We start from the raw sequence: 15,755 nt of genomic DNA on the forward strand, positions 1-15,755 counted from the left end.
GGCGTACTGGACCAAACAACTTGGTCATATCTGGATCTGGTCTGGTCCAGTCGGCTGCAGCAGGCTGGACGCATGACAACTCTCGAGACCCCCACCGACACCCGTGCCGTCGTCAATCCCGGGCTGGCCCGGATGCTCAAAGGCGGCGTGATCATGGATGTCGTCACCCCGGAGCAGGCGCGGATCGCCGAGCAGGCCGGCGCCGTCGCGGTGATGGCCCTGGAGCGTGTCCCGGCCGACATCCGGGCTCAGGGTGGGGTGGCGCGGATGTCCGCCCCCGAGCTCGTCGAATCGATCATCGAGACCGTGTCGATCCCGGTGATGGCGAAGGCCCGGATCGGGCATTTCGTCGAGGCCCAGGTGCTGCAGGCGCTCGGCGTGGACTACATCGACGAGTCCGAGGTGCTGTCCCCGGCCGACCACGCCAACCACATCGACAAGTCCGGCTTCGAGGTGCCGTTCGTCTGCGGCGCCACCAATCTCGGTGAGGCGCTGCGCCGGATCGCCGAGGGTGCCTCGATGATCCGCTCCAAGGGTGAGGCCGGCACCGGTGACGTGTCCGAGGCGATGCGCCACCTGCGGACCATCAACTCCGAGATCCGCAAGCTCGCCGCCACCAGCGAGGATGAGCTTTTCGTTGCTGCCAAGGAATTGCGGGCACCGCTGGAGCTCGTTCGTCAGGTCGCCCGTGATGGGGCGCTGCCGGTGGTGTGTTTCGTCGCCGGTGGGATCGCCACCCCGGCCGATGCGGCGATGATGATGCAGCTGGGCGCCGACGGCGTGTTCGTCGGTTCCGGCATCTTCAAGTCCGGTGACCCGGAGCGCCGCGCGAAGGCGATCGTGCGCGCCACCGCCCACTTCGACGACCCGCAGGTGATCGCGGATGCCTCCCGCGGCCTCGGTGAGGCGATGGTCGGCATCAACGTAGCCGATCTGCCCGCCCCGCACCGCCTGGCCGAGCGCGGCTGGTGAGGATCGGCGTACTCGCCCTGCAGGGCGCGGTCAGCGAGCATGCGGACCGGCTCGCCTCGCTGGGTGCCGAGGTGGCGTTGGTACGCCGGCCGGAGCAGCTGGCCGATCTCGACGGCCTGGTGCTGCCGGGCGGGGAGTCCACCACGATGGCCCGGCTCTGCGCCCAGGTCGACCTGGTACCGGCGCTGCGGGACCGGATCGCCGACGGCCTGCCGGTGCTGGGCACCTGCGCGGGCCTGGTGATGCTCGCCGACGAGGTGCGCGACGGTGCCGCGCTGCAGGGCTTCGACCGGATCGGTGGATTGCCGGTATCGGTTCGACGCAACGGATTCGGCGGCCAGCTGGCCTCGGCCGAACTGCCCCTGCACTGGTCCGATGGCGGCGCGGGCAGCGGTGTCTTCATCCGGGCACCACGCATCGAGGAGGTCGGTCCGGGTGTCGAGGTGCTGGCCCGCTGGGGCGATGAGGCGGTCGCGGTGCGCCGGGACCGGATCCTGGCGGCCAGCTTCCATCCCGAACTGTCCTCCGATACCCGGTTGCACGAGCTGCTCTGTGAGTTGGCGACCCGGTCGATGGATCGCCTCGCCGGTTGAGCACCAGCTCGCGAAACCCCCCGAACTGCGACGAAACCCCTGCTGCAGCAGGGGTTTCGTCGCATCTTCGGATGTCTCGTGGCGGCCCTACGAACCGGTGCTGGCCAGGCCGCCGGTGCTCTCGGGTTCGAGCGGGGCGTCACCGGCGGTGGCGCTGCCACCCGGATCCTTGCTGTCCCCGACGGGCTCGGCATCGGGGTAGCCACCCAGGCCACCGTCGCTCGGCGGCAGCGGCGCCGTGGTGGGCTCATCGACCGGCGGCTCGGCCACCGGCGGTTCCGCCGGGGGCTGGGTGACCGGCGGGGTGGTGACCGGCGGTTGCAGGGTGGGCGGCGCCACGGTCGGGGTCTCCCGCGGGGTCGCGGTCCGCGTCGGCTTGTCGGTCGGCTTGCCCGTCGGGGTCGGCTTGGCCGTCGGCCTGCCGGTCTCGGTCGGTTTCGCGGTGGGCTTGCCGGTCTCGGTCGGTTTCGCGGTGGGCTTGCCGGTCTCGGTCGGCTTCGCGGTGGGCTTGCCGATCGGGCTCTTGGTCGCCGTGGGCTTGCCGGTCGGCGACTTCGTGGCCGTCGGCTTGCCGGTCGGGGTCTTGGTCGGCTTGGCCGTCGGAGTCTTGGTCGGCTTGCTCGTGGTCTTCGTCGGCTTGGGGCTCGGCTTGGGCTTGTTGCGCGCCACGATCTCCTTCGCCAGCGGCTCCCACTTGGCGTACGCGTCCGGGTAGCCCGACCGCTGCACCGCCTGGGCCGCCTTGGTCAGCGGCATCTTCTCCCAGCCCTTGATGTCCTTCAGCCCGGGGTTGTTGGTGTGCTTGGCGACCCCGAGGAAGGCCTCGGTCGCCAGCACCGGATTGCGGATCTCCTTCACCGTGCCCCAGCCACTGACCGGCCGCTGCTGGAACAACCCCTGCGAGTCCCGGTCGCCGTAGTTCAGGTTCCGCAGCGTGGACTCCTGCATCGCCGTGGCGATCGCGATCTCCATCGCCCGCTCGCTGAACCCGTGCTTCTTGGTGGTCGCGATGATGATCTTCGCGTTCTCGAGCTGTTCCTTGCTCAGATCCTGATACTTCGACGACGGCGCGGAGGCGGCGGTCGCGGTGACCGTCAGGGGCACGGTGATCGCAGGGACGCCCAGCACGGCGCCGATCGCGATCGCGGCCAGCGCCTTGCGGCTCTTCAGCTTGGTCCTGAGGCTCATCGGGGGTTCTCCTGGTGCGTCACGGGGGTTCGGGTGTCCTGCGTTGCCCATCACGCTAGGGAAATGCGAGCCTGCGGAGAACATCGAGAGCGGCGGAAGGTTCCCTCTCGCTCGGGACGGCTGGTTCAGCCGGCGCGCTCGACGAGGAGGGCGATCTGGATCCGGGACTCCAGATCGAGCTTCGCCGACAACCTGGCCAGGTGCGTCTTGACCGTCGCCTCACCGACGTGGAGCCGGTGCGCGATCTGCTTGTTGGACAGGCCCTCCCAGACCAGCCGGGCGATCTCCCGCTCCCGGTCGCTGAGCTGGGCCATCCCGGTCCGCGCCTGTCGCTGCCGCTCGCTGTCCGCACCGGCGAAGTGGTTCAGCAGGTGCCGGGTGCTGCGCGGTGAGAGCACCGCTTCCCCGGAGTGCACGATCCGCACCGCGTCGCGGATCTGCTCCGGACGGGCGTCCTTCAGCAGGAAACCGGCCGCCCCGGCCTCCAGGGCCGCGTACACATATCGGTCCAGGTCGAAGGAGGTGAGTGCGACCACCTGGGGCGGGCGGACGCGGCGCCGCAGCATCGCGGTCGCGGTGACCCCGTCGACCCGCTGCATCCGCAGATCCATCAGCACGACGTCGGGTGCGTGCCGGTCGGCGGCGACCGTCACCTCGTCACCGTCGGTGGCCTCGGCGACGACGGTGATGTCCGGATCCTGTTCGAGAATTCCGCGTACGCCGGCGCGTGCCATCGGGTCGTCGTCGACGAGCAGCACCCGGATCGGTCGAGCCGCGGGTGGGGTGGTCATGCCGCCATTCTAGGAAGCTGGCCCCGGTGTCGCCGGGTCGTCCACCGCGGCCCAGGGCAGTTGCACCGACACCTCGAACCAGCCGTCCGCGGTGGGCCCGACGGTGATCTGGCCGTCCAGTGCCGCGACCCGCTCCTGCATGCCGATCAGCCCCGACCCCGAACCCGGCAGCCCCGACGGGGCACCGGTCAGTGGATTGCGGATCCGCAGCAGCACCCCACTGCCCGGAGCCGCCCGCAGATCCAGTCCGACCGAACTCCCAGGGGCATGCTTGACGACATTCGTCAGGGCCTCCTGGACGATCCGGAAGACGGCCCGGTTGAGCAGCGCACCGGCCTGCTCCGGGTCGCTGAGCATCACGAAGGCGTTGACCTGGACGCCGGCGGCGATGGTCGAGTCGATCACCTCGGCCACATTGGCCATCCCGTGCAATGGGATCTGCGCCGGTTCGGTGACCGGCCCGGCGCGATGCGGGTCGCGCAGTGCACCGACCAGATCCCGCAGATCCTCCAAGGACCGGTGGGCATTGTCGCGGACCACATGGGCGGCCTCGGTGACCCGCCCGTCGCCGGCCCGGGCGACCTCCTCCAATGCCCCGGAATGCAACGAGACAAGGGAAAGGCGGTGTGCCAGCGCGTCGTGGATCTCGCGGGCCAACCGCTCCCGCTCGGACTGCCGGGCGAGCTCGTCGGTGAGCCCGGCGACATGCTGCTGGGCCTGCTCCAGGTGCGCGTCGGCGCTCTCCAACTCCCGGCGGCTGCGGCGCAACCAGCCCAACATGAAGGTCCCGGCGTACCCGATCACCATCGCCACCACGTCGAAAGCGATCCGAGTCGGCTGATCGACGGTCGGCAACGGAACCCAGGTGCCGTCGGTCAGGGCGTTTCGAATCAACACGATCACGCCGACCACCCCGGCGCCGATCGCTGCGATCCGTCGTTGCCGGGCGGGGCGCCGGGCGATCAACTCGCTCATCCCGAGGAACATCAACAGCGGATCGAGCTGCAGCACCAGCGCGATCCCTGCGCCCATCCCCCAGAGCACCCAGGGACGAGTCCGGCGCCAGAAGATGGAGATCTCGAGCAGGAAAGCGACGAAGAACGCCAGGATGCCGAGGTTGCTGATCGATGGGCCACCGTTGGGCATCGGCGGTCCGCCGAGATAGGGCGGCACTTCGAGGACGGCCATCACGCTGACGACCACCATCACCACGAATGCCAGGATCGACGCCAGGACAGACAGCACGCGGCGTGACCAATGCCTGGTGCCGCTGCGGGAGGGGGTGGACATGTCCTGAGCCTAGGGCGGGGGACCGACATCGCGCGTCCCCCGATTCGGCGTACGGAACGTCCCGGCTGTCCACCGATCGGGGGACACCGATCGACTCGATCGGGCGACGCGGTCACCGCCGCGGGGCCGGGATCGTTGGGGCATCACCCACCCGGTTCGCCGGCCTACCCACAGGAGTCACGATGTCCCAGCAGCAGCCCCCGCAGCGTCCGCACCAGCAGCACCCCAACTACGCGATGTATCCGCCGCAGGGCCAGCCGCAGCCCGGCCCGGCCGGACCGCCGCCGAAGGCGAAGAAGCCGATCCACAAGCGGGTCTGGTTCTGGCTGTTGCTCGTGCTGGTCGGCATCGTCCTGATCAGCCAGGCCGGCGGGGGCGGTTCCGAATCCGCCGACGGCGAGGGTCAGCCGGCCGGTCAGCCGACCCGAGCCGGGAAGACGACCCCGCCGCCGGCCGGTTTGAACACCCCGGTCAAGGACGAGGATCTGGAGTTCACCGTCACCGGTTTCAAGTGTGGCGTCTCGGTCGAGGACCCGTTGACCAAGATCCAGCCGCAGGGCCAGTTCTGCAAGATGGACCTGTCGGTGAAGAACCTGGGCAGCAAGCAGGAGACGCTGTTGGACAACAACGTGAAGGTGCTCGACGACAAGGGTGCGGAGTACGCCTCCGGCAGCGAGACCTTCATCGTGAAGGACGTCATCGTGCTCAAGCAGATCAATCCCGGGAACACCCTCACCGGCAGCATCTACTACGACGTGCCGGCCGATGTGACCCCCACCAGGGCCAAGGTCCAGGGTTCGATGTTCAGCCGGGGCGGGACGATCGCGCTCGCCTGAGATGCGCCCCCGGTATGTGATCATGGTGCCTTCGAATCCCTCCATCGAACGGCAGATCCATGAGCAACAACCAGTGGGGTACCCCCGGGCCCCAGGGCGGTTTTGGACAGGGACCCGGTCCGCAGGGGCCGGGTCCGCAGGGACCGGGTCCGCAGGGACCCTACGGTCAGCAGCGGCCCGGTCCGATGGGACCGCAGGGGCCGGGTTTCCCGCCGTACGCCGGCGGCCCGGCTCCGCGGCCGAAGAAGAAGGCGACCCCGATCGTGCTGATCGCCCTGATCACCGTTGTCGCGGTGCTCGGTGCGATCATCGGCTTCGCCCTCTGGGCCGCCCGGGACACCCCGCAGAAGGGCGTCGACCGCTACTTCGAGGCGCTCAACGACTCCTATTCCGCCAACCTGGCCGACGTCGTGGTGAACGTCCCGACCGCCGCCGAGCTGAACGCCGCCAAGCAGTACTCCCTCGGCCAGCGGGGCGACTACACCGTGAACAGCGTCAGCACCTCCGGTGACCTGGCGAAGGTCGAATACACGATCGACGGGCGCACCGAGCAGGTGGATCTGCGGATGCGCAAGGTCGACGGGAAGTACAAGGTGGTCGACGGGTTCTCCAAGCTCACCCTGAAGTCCGCCGACGACCTGCCGCTCGCGATCGGCTACGAGAACAGCAGCATGACCGGCAAGGAGGTTCCGGTCTACCCGGGCACCTACGAGATCCGTGGGGTGAGTGGCGGCAAGGGGTTGTCCAGCAGCTACTACGAGTTCAAGGACGGCAACACCGTCACCCTGAAGCCGGGGGAGACGAAATCCGTGGACGTGCAGATCCAGCTGAACGAACGCGGCAAGGAACTGGTCCGCTCCACCGTGGGGTCGGCGTTCAGCCGCTGCACCATCTCCTCGGATCCGGCACCGGCCAACTGCCCGTTCAGCGTGACCGCCCCGGCCGACAAGGGTTCGAACCTCGCCAACTGGAAGCTGGTCGGTGAGCGGAGCCGCTCCGAGGTGGCAGCGAGTGCCGATGTCGCCGCCGGCCAGCCGCTGACCGCGACCTGCGTCACCTTCGAGGCCCAGCTGGACTACGAGTACTACACGGCCGACTACTCCAGCCGCACGGTGCGCGCCCCGCAGTCCAAGTTCACCGGTTGCGCAGACCTCACCCAGTCCCGGTCCACCCCGACGGTGACCTGGAAGTCATGACGCGGAGCTGAACCAGTACGCCGATTCCGAGCGATCGGGACGGTGCACGAGAAGCGGCCCCCGGGATATCCCGGGGGCCGCTGTCGTTCGGCTCGGCTCAGTGACCGAATTCGTCGGAGTCCACCGGCGCCATCCCGGCCGGCGGCTGCAATCCGCTCAGCAGGTCCAGCTCCTCGGTGCTCAGCGCGAAGTCGAAGATCGCCAGATTTTCCTGCTGGCGTTGCGGATTCGCCGACTTGGGCGCCACCGCGCACCCGAGCTGGACGGCCCAGCGGAGCAGCACCTGACCGGGCGTACGCCCGTGCGCCGCGGCCACCTGCTGCACGGTCTGGTCCTGCATCAGGCCGGTGTCGCGGCCCAGCGGGGACCAACCCTCGGTGACGATCCCGTGGGCGGACTGGTACGCCCGCTCCGCCGGCCGGTCGAGCCACGGGTGCAGCTCGATCTGGTTGACCTCCGGGGTGGCACCGGTCTCGGTGATCAACCGGTCGAGGTGCGCGGGCTTGAAGTTGGAGGTGCCGATCGCCCGGGTCAGGCCCTGTTCGCGCAGTCGCAGCATTCCCTGCCAGGCCTGCAGATAGGCGTCCTGGTCGGGGTTCGGCCAGTGGATCAGCAGCAGGTCGACATGGTCCAGACCGAGGCGTTCCAGGTTGCCCGCCAGGCCGGCCGCCGGATCGGAATGCCAACGTCGGTTGAATTTAGTGGTGACGAACAGGTCATCCCGCGGCAACCCGCAGTCGCGGATCGCGCGGCCCACGCCGACCTCGTTGCCGTAGTTCTCGGCGGTGTCGACGTGCCGGTAGCCGATCTCGACCGCGGAGCGGATGGCGGCCTCGACCTCGGTGTCGTCCATCGGCCAGGTGCCGAGCGCCACCTGCGGCATCTCGGCACCACCGGCCAGTCGCATCAACGGTGCGAGCTCGGTCACCGCGATCCCTTCCTCAGTTGATCGTTCCGGGCTTCGCCGCCGGCGAATCCCGCAGCGGATCGGGGTTGTTGGTGCGGTCGACGGCGAGCCAGGCCGCACCGATGATGCCGGCCCGGTTGTGGTGCTTCGCCGGCACGATCGGGGCATTCAGCTTGAGCTTGGGCAGGAACTTCTGGTGGTCCTTGCTGACCCCGCCGCCGATCACGATCAGGTCCGGCCAGAGCAGCTTCTCCACCGTCTCGAAATAGCGCTGCAACCGCGGCACCCACTCCTTGTAGGAGAGGCCGAGCTTGTCCTTCACACCGGAGGAGGCCTGGGTCTCGGCGTCATATCCGTCGATCTCCAGATGGCCCAGCTCGGAGTTCGGCACCAGCACGCCGTTGTAGATGATCGCGGTCCCGATCCCGGTGCCGAGGGTGGCCATCAGCACCAGCCCGGGGTGATCCTTGGCGGCCCCGAAGCGGACCTCGCAGACCCCGGCGGCGTCCGCGTCGTTGACCAGCACCACATCCCGGCCGAGCCGTTCCTCGAACAGCTTCTCGGCCTCGCAGTCGATCCAGGACTTGTCGATGTTCGCCGCCGAGCGGGTGATGCCGTGCATCACCACCGCCGGCACCGTCACCCCGATCGGGCCGTCGCCGATCTGGTCGGCGAACTGCTCGACGATCTCGGCCACCACCTCCGCGACGTTCTTCGGAGTGGATTTCTTCGGCGTATCGATCCGCAATCGGTCGGTCGCGAAGTCACCGGCGGTGAGGTCAACGGGCGCTCCCTTGATGCCCGAGCCGCCGATGTCGATTCCCAGCACTGGTCGATCAGTCACACGATGAGCCTAGTGGCCCGATTGCATCTGTGCCACGGGGTCCGCGTTAGGTTGGCTGGTGCAGGCAGGTGGTTGAAAGGATTTCGATGAACTGGTTGGTGACCGGTGGGGCCGGCTACATCGGGGCGCATGTGGTGCGGGCCTTCGCCGAGGCCGGGATCGGCACGGTCGTGCTCGACGACCTGAGCTCGGGGCGCCGGGATTTCGTGCCGGCCGGCGTACCGATGGTCGAGGGCTCGATCACCGACACCGAACTCGTCGCCAAGACCCTGGCCGAGCACGAGGCGGTCGGGGTGGTGCACATCGCCGGCTTCAAGTACGCCGGGGTCTCGGTGCAGCGACCGGTGCACACCTACACCCAGAACGTCACCGGCACCGCCTCGGTGCTGGAGGCGATGGAGCAGGCCGGCGTACCGCGGCTGGTGTTCTCCTCCTCGGCCGCCGTCTACGGCACCCCCGAGACCGAGCTGGTCACCGAGGACTCGCCGACGCGACCCGAGTCGCCCTATGGCGAGTCGAAGCTGGCCGGGGAGTGGCTGATCGCCGACCAGGGCCGGGCCACCGGACTGGTGCACACCTCGCTGCGCTACTTCAATGTGGTCGGGTCGGGGACCGATGAGGTCTATGACGTCAGCCCGCACAATCTCTTCCCGATCGTCATCGAGGCGTTGCTGGCCGGCCGGACACCGCAGATCTTCGGCACCGACTACGACACCCCGGACGGGACCTGTGTGCGGGACTACGTGCACGTCGCCGACCTGGCCCGCAGCCACGTCGCCGCCGCCCAGGCGCTCGCCGCCGATCGCTCCCTGGATCCGGTCTACAACCTCGGTTCGGGCACCGGGTTGTCGGTACGCCAGATCATGACCGCGATGGCGAAGGGCACCGGGATCGACTTCACCCCCGAGGAGGCGCCGCGCCGCCCCGGCGACCCCGCCCGGATCGTCGCCACCGGGGAGGCCGCCGGCCGCGATCTGGACTGGGCGATGCGCCACGACATCGACGAGATGGTCCGCTCCGCCTGGACCGCGCGGACCGCCCACGCCTGAGCGTGGGGGGCAGGGCCTCCTACGCTCGTCGAGCAGGTCGCGCAGCGACCGTGTCGAGACGTACTGGCTCATCTCGACACGCGATCCATTGCTCCGCTCCGCTGCGCATGGCTCGCTACTCGATGAGCGTGAGGGGCAGGGTCCGTTGCGCATGGCTCGCTACTCGATGAGCGGGTGAGTGTCAGCGTTCGATCGCGCGGGCGTGGGCGGCGCGGGCGAGCTGGTCGTTGACGATGTCGCGGGCCACGGCCGCGTCCAGATGGTGCAGCACCAGGGTGACCGGGCCCGGGGTGGTGTCCAGGTGCACCGAGGCCAACCGCAGCAGGCGTTGCAGCGGGCCCTGGGTGAGGCGTACCGACTGGGTCTTGGCGTGCGGAACCACCTCGCGGCGGTGCTGCAGCCAGCCGGATTCGCCGACCATCACGTGTTCGTTCCAGCCGTAGCGCAGGAAGCGCCAGCCGATCGGCCGCAACCAGGCCGCCCGGCGCGGTACCGAATACAGCTGCACCCACTCGTCCTCGGCACCGGGCAGCAGGTATGCCATCGCGATCCGGGTCTGCGTGGTGCTGGCGACCGGGAGCAGCATGCTGGACGCCGACCGGTTGTTGTCGGCGCCGTCGCTGCCGTAACCGAGCACATCGATGTCCACCCGGTGCAGCCGCAACAGGTGCCGCCACAGCCAGGACTGCTGGATGCGTACCCCCTGGATCCGATCCACCGGTACCGACTGGCTGCTCAGATTGGTCAGCCCCCGGGTGATCCGCAGCGCCCCGCTGCTGGTCCGGGCCAGGGTGTAGTTGAACTGCGCGATCACCCTTCGGCTGATCAGCGAGACCACACCACCGACCAGCGGGATCAACCCGGCCAGTGCGAACGCCCCCGCACCCGCGTACCAGGTGATGACCATCGCCGCGATCAGGCCGAGCACCGAGACCAGGAACTCGGTGGAGGTGACCAGGCCGAGCACCAGCATCGGCGGCTGCAGGCGTACCAGCACCTGGTCCGAGCTGGCCAGATCCTCCAGCGCCCGGGCCTGTGGCTGCTGGCCGGCCGCCTCGACGGTGGTCCGCTGGCCGTGCGCGCGGGCCAGCAGATAGTCGCGCAGTTGGTACGCCTTGGCGCGCTTCAGATAGCGCAGGGTGACCCGGGAATCACTGCCGCCGGCCTCGATCCGCAGCTCGCTGAGGCCGAAGATCCGGGCCCCGAGCGGCTGGATCACATCGACCGACTGGATCCGGTTGAACGGGATCCGCTTGGAGGAACGGTTCAGCCAACCCGTCTCGATCCGCAACTCGTCGCTGTCGATGACGAAGCGGGTGAACCACCAGCCGGCGAAGGCGATCAGGCCGCTGAGCAGCACGATGCCGAGCACGACCGCGATGATCAGCAGGATCGGCAGGGTCTGCGCCCACTCCAGTGCACCGCCGTTTCCGTTGCCGGGCAGGAATTCCCGGCCCACGGCGACGATGATCGCCAGCAGGACCACCCAACCGCGGATCAGCGGGGTCAGCGGATGCGGGCGTTCGGTCGCCTTGACCGCCGGGGTCTGCTCACCGGGCGGGACCACGACGGGATCGGCGGGGTGCTCCGGTGAGGTCACAGTCCCGAGGTCCTCGTCTCACCGAGCTCGGTCAACCGGTCCCGCAGCCGGGCGGCCTCGGCGGGCGGCAATCCGGGGACGGTGGCGTCGGTGGAGGCGGAGGCGGTGACCAGTTTGACCGTGGCCAGCCCGAGCGCGCGTTCGATCGGCCCGGATTCCACCTCGACGACCTGCATCCGGCCGTAGGGGACCGCGGTCAGCCGGCGGAACCAGAGCCCGCGGGTGACATAGAGATCGTCGGCCAGCTCGGCGTACCCCCAGGATCGCCAGAGCGCACCCATCCGCCACCAGCGCCAACTCGTCCAGAGCAGGCCGGCGACCAGGATCGGGACCCAGCAGATCGCCAGCCCGCCGGAGAAGAACCAGCCGGCCCAGGTGGCGATCGCGACCAGCGGCAGCCAACCGATCAGTACGCCGATCCGCAGCAGCGTGCGGTAGCGGGGGGAGAGCCGGCGCCACTGTTCGCTCGGCGGGGCGAACAGCAGGTCGGCCTCAGTGGCCATGGCCACCGCGGCGCTGCCGCTTGCGCTGCCTGCGGGCGATCTTGCGCTGGAAGGACTTGCTGTCCGGTCCGTAGACGTCGATCCCGCCCATCAGGCACAGACCCTTGAGCACGAGGGTCGGACCGTCGGGGTGCGGCCGCAGACCCTTGACATCGGTACCGCCCATGACGCCGATGGTCTCATCCCGCACGTTGACCCCCTCGGGCACCAGCAGGGTCAGCCCGCCCATGATCCAGGCGCCCTCGATCACCGCCTCCGGGGCGTCGAAGGTGGCCTCGGTGAAGTCGAGATCGTTGCCGCCCATCAGCGCGAAGCTGCGGGTCTGGGCGCGCACCTGCCAGGGACCCTCGCGATTCGAACCGCCCATGATGCCGATCATGGTGTCCGGTCGGTCGGCGCCGGCGGAGCGGCGCACCGCGGGGCTCGCCGGGGTGGGCTGGTGCCGCTGCTGCGGCAGCGGGGAGTTGATCGGGACCAGATCACGGGTCAGCGGGATCAGGTCGTCGAAGGTCCTGGCCCGGGTGGCCTGGCCGGTGCGTTCGTCGTGTTCGTCGCGGGTCAACCGGCCTTCGGCGTACGCCGCGGAGAGCAGGTCGAGCACCTGGTTGCGGTCTGCGTCGCTCGCCCGCAGGTCGCCACCGACCGCGGGGCCGACGTCGTCGGGTTCGCGCGGAGTCATGGCAGCAGCCTAGGCCAGATCTCCGACCCGGACCCGGTCCGCGACACGAGGCCCGGGTTCACCCCGGGTAACCCCGGGGCCGCGTACGCTGGGTCCGCCGCGCGGGCGTAGTTCAGTGGCAGAACGGCACCCTTCCCGGGTGCAGACGTGAGTTCGATCCTTGCCGCCCGCTCCACTCGCTCGGGCGTACCGGGCAGCATCCGATCATCGAGTGCACCCCCGGTACGGCCGGAGCCGCACCGGGGGTGCGTGTCGAATGGTCGGTCAGGCCGCCTCGGGCAACGGCTCGACGAGCAGCTGCTGGATGTGCGGTGCCAACGTCGCCACCAGATCGTCGATGCTCACCATCGCCAGGGCCGCGTCGCGCAGCATGTAGCGGTGCCCGGCGGTGCCGGAGAGAACCGCCGCCGCCAGTTCGGCGCGGAGCGCCGACCGGTCCAGGCCCAGATGCTCGGTGAGTGCGGTGAACGCCCGGGTGGCCAGGAACTCCCGGCTCTCGACGAGCCCGTCATCGGTGCAGCTCGAGCGGAACAGCGTGACGAACCGGGACTTCGACTCCGGGTCCTCCCAGACCTCCAGGAAGCAGCGCGCCGCCCGCTCACCGAGCCCCTCGATCGGCCCGTCGATCACCTGTTTCAACAGCCAGTCCGGGTCCGAGAAGGGCGAACCCGCCAGCGCTGCGGCGTACAGGGCCGCGCGCCCGTCGAAATAGTGATGGACCAGCGCGGGATCCACCCCGGCATCGCGGGCGATCGCCCGCAGGGATGCCCCGGCGTACCCCTTGTCTGCAAAGTGCTTCCGAGCAGAATCCAGGATCAATCGCCTGGTGTCATCCTGTGGTCTCGGCCCTCGTGATCTCGTCATAAGTTGGATGCTAACCAGCGCCCGGGTCTGTGTCTGGACAATCGGATGAAGGATCGATCCGTTACCGATCGCGATGCGTCGGTTGGGGGAGATGCGCTAGAGTGTGCTCGCGCCCGTGGCCTCGTGCTTGTGGGCCGCGCGAATGTAGTTCAATGGTAGAACATCAGCTTCCCAAGCTGAGAACGCGGGTTCGATTCCCGTCATTCGCTCCACGCCGGGCTGTGCAGGAGAGGCAGAGATGAGATTCTCCGACTTCTGGCGCAGCGCCTACCACGACAACCGCAGGGGTTTCCGCTTCGTCGTCGGCATGTGCCTGTTCTGGATCGGGCCGGTCTTCTTCATCTGGGCCGGTGTGGCCATGGATCGCCCGTCGATGCTCGGCTGGGGCCTGCTGGCCGGAGCCGGCTGGTTGCTCGCCTGGGCGGTGATGCTGATCCGGCACTTCCGCTCCGCCCCCGGTGAGGTCGCCGACCTCACCCCCACCGTGCCGATGATCGCGCCCGGGCTGATGATGGTGGTCGGGACCTTCGGGGCCTTCGCGAACTTCTCCTGAACCCCTAGGGTCGGGGGATCACTCCTTGGCGTCGCCCCAGCCGTGCCAGCGGTCGATCTCGGCCCGTACCGAGACCCGCTTGCGATCCCGGGTCGGATACTCCTTGCCGGTGTAGTGCTTCGCCAACCGGTCGATGTCGACCAGGTCCGGGTCGTCGACGACCTCGACGACATGGCCCTGGATGCTGACGTGGGTGTACCACTCGCCGTCCTTCATCGCGGTGAGCGCGATCCGGCCGTCGTTCTTCAGGTGCTGCAGCCGGACCCGTTCGGCGTCCAGGTTGAACAGCACCCGGCCGTCGTCCTCGATCAGATACCAGGTCGCCACGCTGACCGGCTGGCCGTCGGATCGGACGGTGGCCATCACCGCGGGATTGGGTTCGCGCAGCAGATCCATCACCTTGCCGGTGGGTGCACCTTTGGACATTGCTCCTCCTGGTCATGCGTCGGTTCGCGACAGCAGTCTGTCACCGCGGTCTCTAGGCTGAACGCATGCCGACCCCAGATTTCATCCTTCGGTTGCGGGAAAAGATCGGTACCGAACTGCTCTGGCTGCCCGGGGTGACCGCGGTCGTCATCGATCGGAGTACGCCGCAACCGCGGGTGCTCTGCGTGCGCCGCGCCGACAACGGGCAGTGGACGCCGGTCACCGGGATCGTCGATCCGGGGGAGCCGCCGGCGGTCGCGGCCGAACGGGAGGTGCTCGAGGAGGCCGGGATCACCGCGGTCTGCGAGTGGCTGGTCTCGGTCGAGGTGGTCGGCCCGGTCACCTATGACAACGGGGATCGCAGTCAGTTCGTCGACCACTGCTTCGCGCTGCGATACCTGGCCGGTGAACCCCATCCGGCCGACGGTGAGAACACCGAGGCCGGCTGGTTCCCACCGGATGCGCTGCCGCCGATGAACGAACGCTTCCAGCGCGCGGTCCAGCAGGCGCTCGCCGAGCCCGGTCCGGCCCGGTTCACCCGCTGACGGGGCCGGTGCCGTCGCGCCAGCGCCGGTAGGCCTCCGGCAGGCAGACCGCGCAGGGTCGGTAGCCGGCCGCCACCGCGGCGTCCTCGTCGGCGAAGAAGACGCGATATCGGGCGTACGGCCCGCCGCGCGCCAGGGCACGCAACGCGCCCGGGCAGTCCAGCCGGCCGTAGATCCTGCTGCGCCGATGGCCGCCGAGCGTGCCCGGCACCGCCGAGGCGTACGCCGTGCCGTCCAGGCCGAGCAGCCGATAGGTCACGCCGACGCCGCGGGAGCCTTCGCCAACCGGATCACCGTGCCGATCACACCGAGCGCCGCGAAGAGCAGGAAGATCACCAGGTCCGCGAGATAAGCGCCCCACAGGTCCGGCCGGAGCAGATTGACCAGCACGAACTCGGCCCGGCTCATCCCGCTGGCGGCACCGTATTCCGGGTAGGCGGTCCAGATGTCGGTCGCCACGATCGACACCAGACTGGCGGCGACACCGACCAGGATGACCCCGATCAGCGCCGGCGCACCACGCCGGGCCTGCGTCCCGGCACCGCGGGCATAGAGCCAGACCGCGAGCCCGGCGAGCAGGAACGGGATGAGCGAGGCGATGAACCCCAGCTTCCACAGCATCACGGTCGCCACCACCCCCGCCGGGATGGCGACCAGGGAGAACGCCAACCCGCGGCCGACGCGCTCCACCGGTGCCTCGACGCTCAGATCGGGAGGCGACTGGGGTGCACCGGGATAGACCGGAGCCGGCGGGTACGACGGGTTCGGTTGGTAGGTCTGACCCGGCTGGTACGCGGGATTCTGCGGGTACGCAGGATTCGGCGACACCGGCTGCCCGGAAGGATTCGGAGGGACCATCTCTGGTCCGCGGGGTTCGGTGGGCATGCTCATGGGTGGCCTTTCCTGGCTGATCTGGGCA

The 15,755-nt window shown here is 69.1% G+C and carries 19 protein-coding genes and 2 tRNA genes; 9 read left to right on the forward strand and 12 right to left on the reverse strand.

The window, feature by feature from the left end:
- Positions 1-72: 72 nt before the first annotated feature.
- The gene (gene pdxS, locus C8D81_RS12640) at positions 73-972 is read left to right on the forward strand and encodes a pyridoxal 5'-phosphate synthase lyase subunit PdxS (protein WP_094430740.1); all 900 of its coding nucleotides are present in this window, start codon (positions 73-75) and stop codon (positions 970-972) included.
- Positions 969-1,565 carry a pyridoxal 5'-phosphate synthase glutaminase subunit PdxT gene (pdxT, locus tag C8D81_RS12645; RefSeq protein ID WP_094430738.1) on the forward strand — a complete coding sequence of 199 codons (597 nt, stop codon included), beginning with the start codon at positions 969-971 and terminating at the stop codon, positions 1,563-1,565. The genes pdxS and pdxT overlap by 4 nt, the downstream gene beginning before the upstream one ends.
- An 87-nt stretch (positions 1,566-1,652) precedes the next feature.
- On the opposite strand, the gene C8D81_RS12650 is transcribed toward pdxT, so the two are convergent.
- The 3 genes from C8D81_RS12650 to C8D81_RS12660 all read right to left on the reverse strand — a co-directional run bounded on the left by C8D81_RS12650 (position 1,653) and on the right by C8D81_RS12660 (position 4,834).
- Positions 1,653-2,753, reverse strand: a complete 1,101-nt coding sequence (locus C8D81_RS12650; protein ID WP_094430736.1) for a hypothetical protein — start codon at positions 2,751-2,753, stop codon at positions 1,653-1,655.
- A 125-nt stretch (positions 2,754-2,878) separates the two neighbouring features.
- Entirely contained in the window at positions 2,879-3,544 is a 666-nt protein-coding gene (locus C8D81_RS12655; RefSeq protein WP_094430733.1) for a response regulator, read from the reverse strand.
- Positions 3,545-3,553: 9 nt separating this feature from the next.
- Positions 3,554-4,834, reverse strand: a complete 1,281-nt coding sequence (locus C8D81_RS12660) for a sensor histidine kinase (RefSeq protein ID WP_094430730.1) — start codon at positions 4,832-4,834, stop codon at positions 3,554-3,556.
- A gap of 182 nt (positions 4,835-5,016) precedes the next feature.
- Between C8D81_RS12660 and C8D81_RS12665 the strand changes: the two genes are divergently transcribed.
- Positions 5,017-5,670 carry a DUF4352 domain-containing protein gene (locus C8D81_RS12665; protein WP_166646800.1) on the forward strand — a complete coding sequence of 218 codons (654 nt, stop codon included), beginning with the start codon at positions 5,017-5,019 and terminating at the stop codon, positions 5,668-5,670.
- A gap of 59 nt (positions 5,671-5,729) precedes the next feature.
- Positions 5,730-6,866 carry a hypothetical protein gene (locus C8D81_RS21300; protein ID WP_094430728.1) on the forward strand — a complete coding sequence of 379 codons (1,137 nt, stop codon included), beginning with the start codon at positions 5,730-5,732 and terminating at the stop codon, positions 6,864-6,866.
- A gap of 97 nt (positions 6,867-6,963) precedes the next feature.
- On the opposite strand, the gene C8D81_RS12675 is transcribed toward C8D81_RS21300, so the two are convergent.
- Entirely contained in the window at positions 6,964-7,794 is an 831-nt protein-coding gene (locus C8D81_RS12675; RefSeq protein WP_229119536.1) for an aldo/keto reductase, read from the reverse strand.
- A 13-nt stretch (positions 7,795-7,807) separates the two neighbouring features.
- Positions 7,808-8,617: a polyphosphate--glucose phosphotransferase gene (gene ppgK, locus C8D81_RS12680; RefSeq protein ID WP_094356706.1), complete on the reverse strand. Its 810-nt coding sequence runs from the start codon at positions 8,615-8,617 to the stop codon at positions 7,808-7,810.
- An 86-nt stretch (positions 8,618-8,703) separates the two neighbouring features.
- On the opposite strand from ppgK, the gene galE reads away from it, so the two are divergent.
- Complete coding sequence (gene galE, locus C8D81_RS12685) at positions 8,704-9,666, forward strand: UDP-glucose 4-epimerase GalE (RefSeq protein WP_094430726.1); 963 nt, start codon at positions 8,704-8,706, stop codon at positions 9,664-9,666.
- Positions 9,667-9,847: 181 nt separating this feature from the next.
- On the opposite strand, the gene C8D81_RS12690 is transcribed toward galE, so the two are convergent.
- From C8D81_RS12690 to C8D81_RS12700, 3 genes are read right to left on the reverse strand one after another with little or no spacing between them, the layout of a single operon-like run.
- Positions 9,848-11,266 carry a PH domain-containing protein gene (locus C8D81_RS12690; protein WP_094402439.1) on the reverse strand — a complete coding sequence of 473 codons (1,419 nt, stop codon included), beginning with the start codon at positions 11,264-11,266 and terminating at the stop codon, positions 9,848-9,850.
- Entirely contained in the window at positions 11,263-11,769 is a 507-nt protein-coding gene (locus tag C8D81_RS12695) for a PH domain-containing protein (protein ID WP_094356703.1), read from the reverse strand. Before C8D81_RS12695 ends, C8D81_RS12690 begins: the two co-directional genes overlap by 4 nt.
- Entirely contained in the window at positions 11,759-12,448 is a 690-nt protein-coding gene (locus tag C8D81_RS12700; RefSeq protein ID WP_094404435.1) for a DUF1707 SHOCT-like domain-containing protein, read from the reverse strand. The genes C8D81_RS12695 and C8D81_RS12700 overlap by 11 nt, the downstream gene beginning before the upstream one ends.
- 101 nt (positions 12,449-12,549) lie before the next feature.
- Here C8D81_RS12700 and C8D81_RS12705 point away from each other — a divergent pair.
- Positions 12,550-12,623: transfer RNA gene (locus C8D81_RS12705), tRNA-Gly, on the forward strand.
- 89 nt (positions 12,624-12,712) lie between these two features.
- Here the strand turns inward: C8D81_RS12705 and C8D81_RS12710 are convergent.
- A complete protein-coding gene (locus C8D81_RS12710; RefSeq protein ID WP_094356701.1) occupies positions 12,713-13,312 on the reverse strand; it encodes a TetR/AcrR family transcriptional regulator in 600 nt (199 codons plus the stop codon).
- 138 nt (positions 13,313-13,450) lie between these two features.
- Here C8D81_RS12710 and C8D81_RS12715 point away from each other — a divergent pair.
- A tRNA-Gly gene (locus tag C8D81_RS12715) sits at positions 13,451-13,524 on the forward strand.
- 26 nt (positions 13,525-13,550) lie between these two features.
- Positions 13,551-13,865 carry a hypothetical protein gene (locus C8D81_RS12720; protein ID WP_094404436.1) on the forward strand — a complete coding sequence of 105 codons (315 nt, stop codon included), beginning with the start codon at positions 13,551-13,553 and terminating at the stop codon, positions 13,863-13,865.
- Positions 13,866-13,883: 18 nt separating this feature from the next.
- On the opposite strand, the gene C8D81_RS12725 is transcribed toward C8D81_RS12720, so the two are convergent.
- Positions 13,884-14,291 (reverse strand): PPOX class F420-dependent oxidoreductase, encoded by a 408-nt coding sequence (locus C8D81_RS12725; protein WP_094356699.1) that lies wholly within the window; start codon positions 14,289-14,291, stop codon positions 13,884-13,886.
- 65 nt (positions 14,292-14,356) lie between these two features.
- Between C8D81_RS12725 and C8D81_RS12730 the strand changes: the two genes are divergently transcribed.
- A complete protein-coding gene (locus C8D81_RS12730; protein WP_094402448.1) occupies positions 14,357-14,836 on the forward strand; it encodes an NUDIX hydrolase in 480 nt (159 codons plus the stop codon).
- Here C8D81_RS12730 and C8D81_RS21625 read toward each other — a convergent pair.
- Together C8D81_RS21625 and C8D81_RS21630 are read right to left on the reverse strand one after the other, a co-directional pair.
- On the reverse strand, positions 14,826-15,095 hold the full coding sequence (locus C8D81_RS21625) for an Ada metal-binding domain-containing protein (RefSeq protein WP_094404437.1): 270 nt from the start codon (positions 15,093-15,095) through the stop codon (positions 14,826-14,828). The genes C8D81_RS12730 and C8D81_RS21625 overlap by 11 nt on opposite strands.
- Positions 15,092-15,664 (reverse strand): hypothetical protein, encoded by a 573-nt coding sequence (locus C8D81_RS21630; protein ID WP_229117630.1) that lies wholly within the window; start codon positions 15,662-15,664, stop codon positions 15,092-15,094. Before C8D81_RS21630 ends, C8D81_RS21625 begins: the two co-directional genes overlap by 4 nt.
- Positions 15,665-15,755: the final 91 nt, after the last annotated feature.

The organism is Enemella evansiae, from assembly GCF_004362375.1.
Lineage (GTDB): Bacteria > Actinomycetota > Actinomycetes > Propionibacteriales > Propionibacteriaceae > Enemella > Enemella evansiae.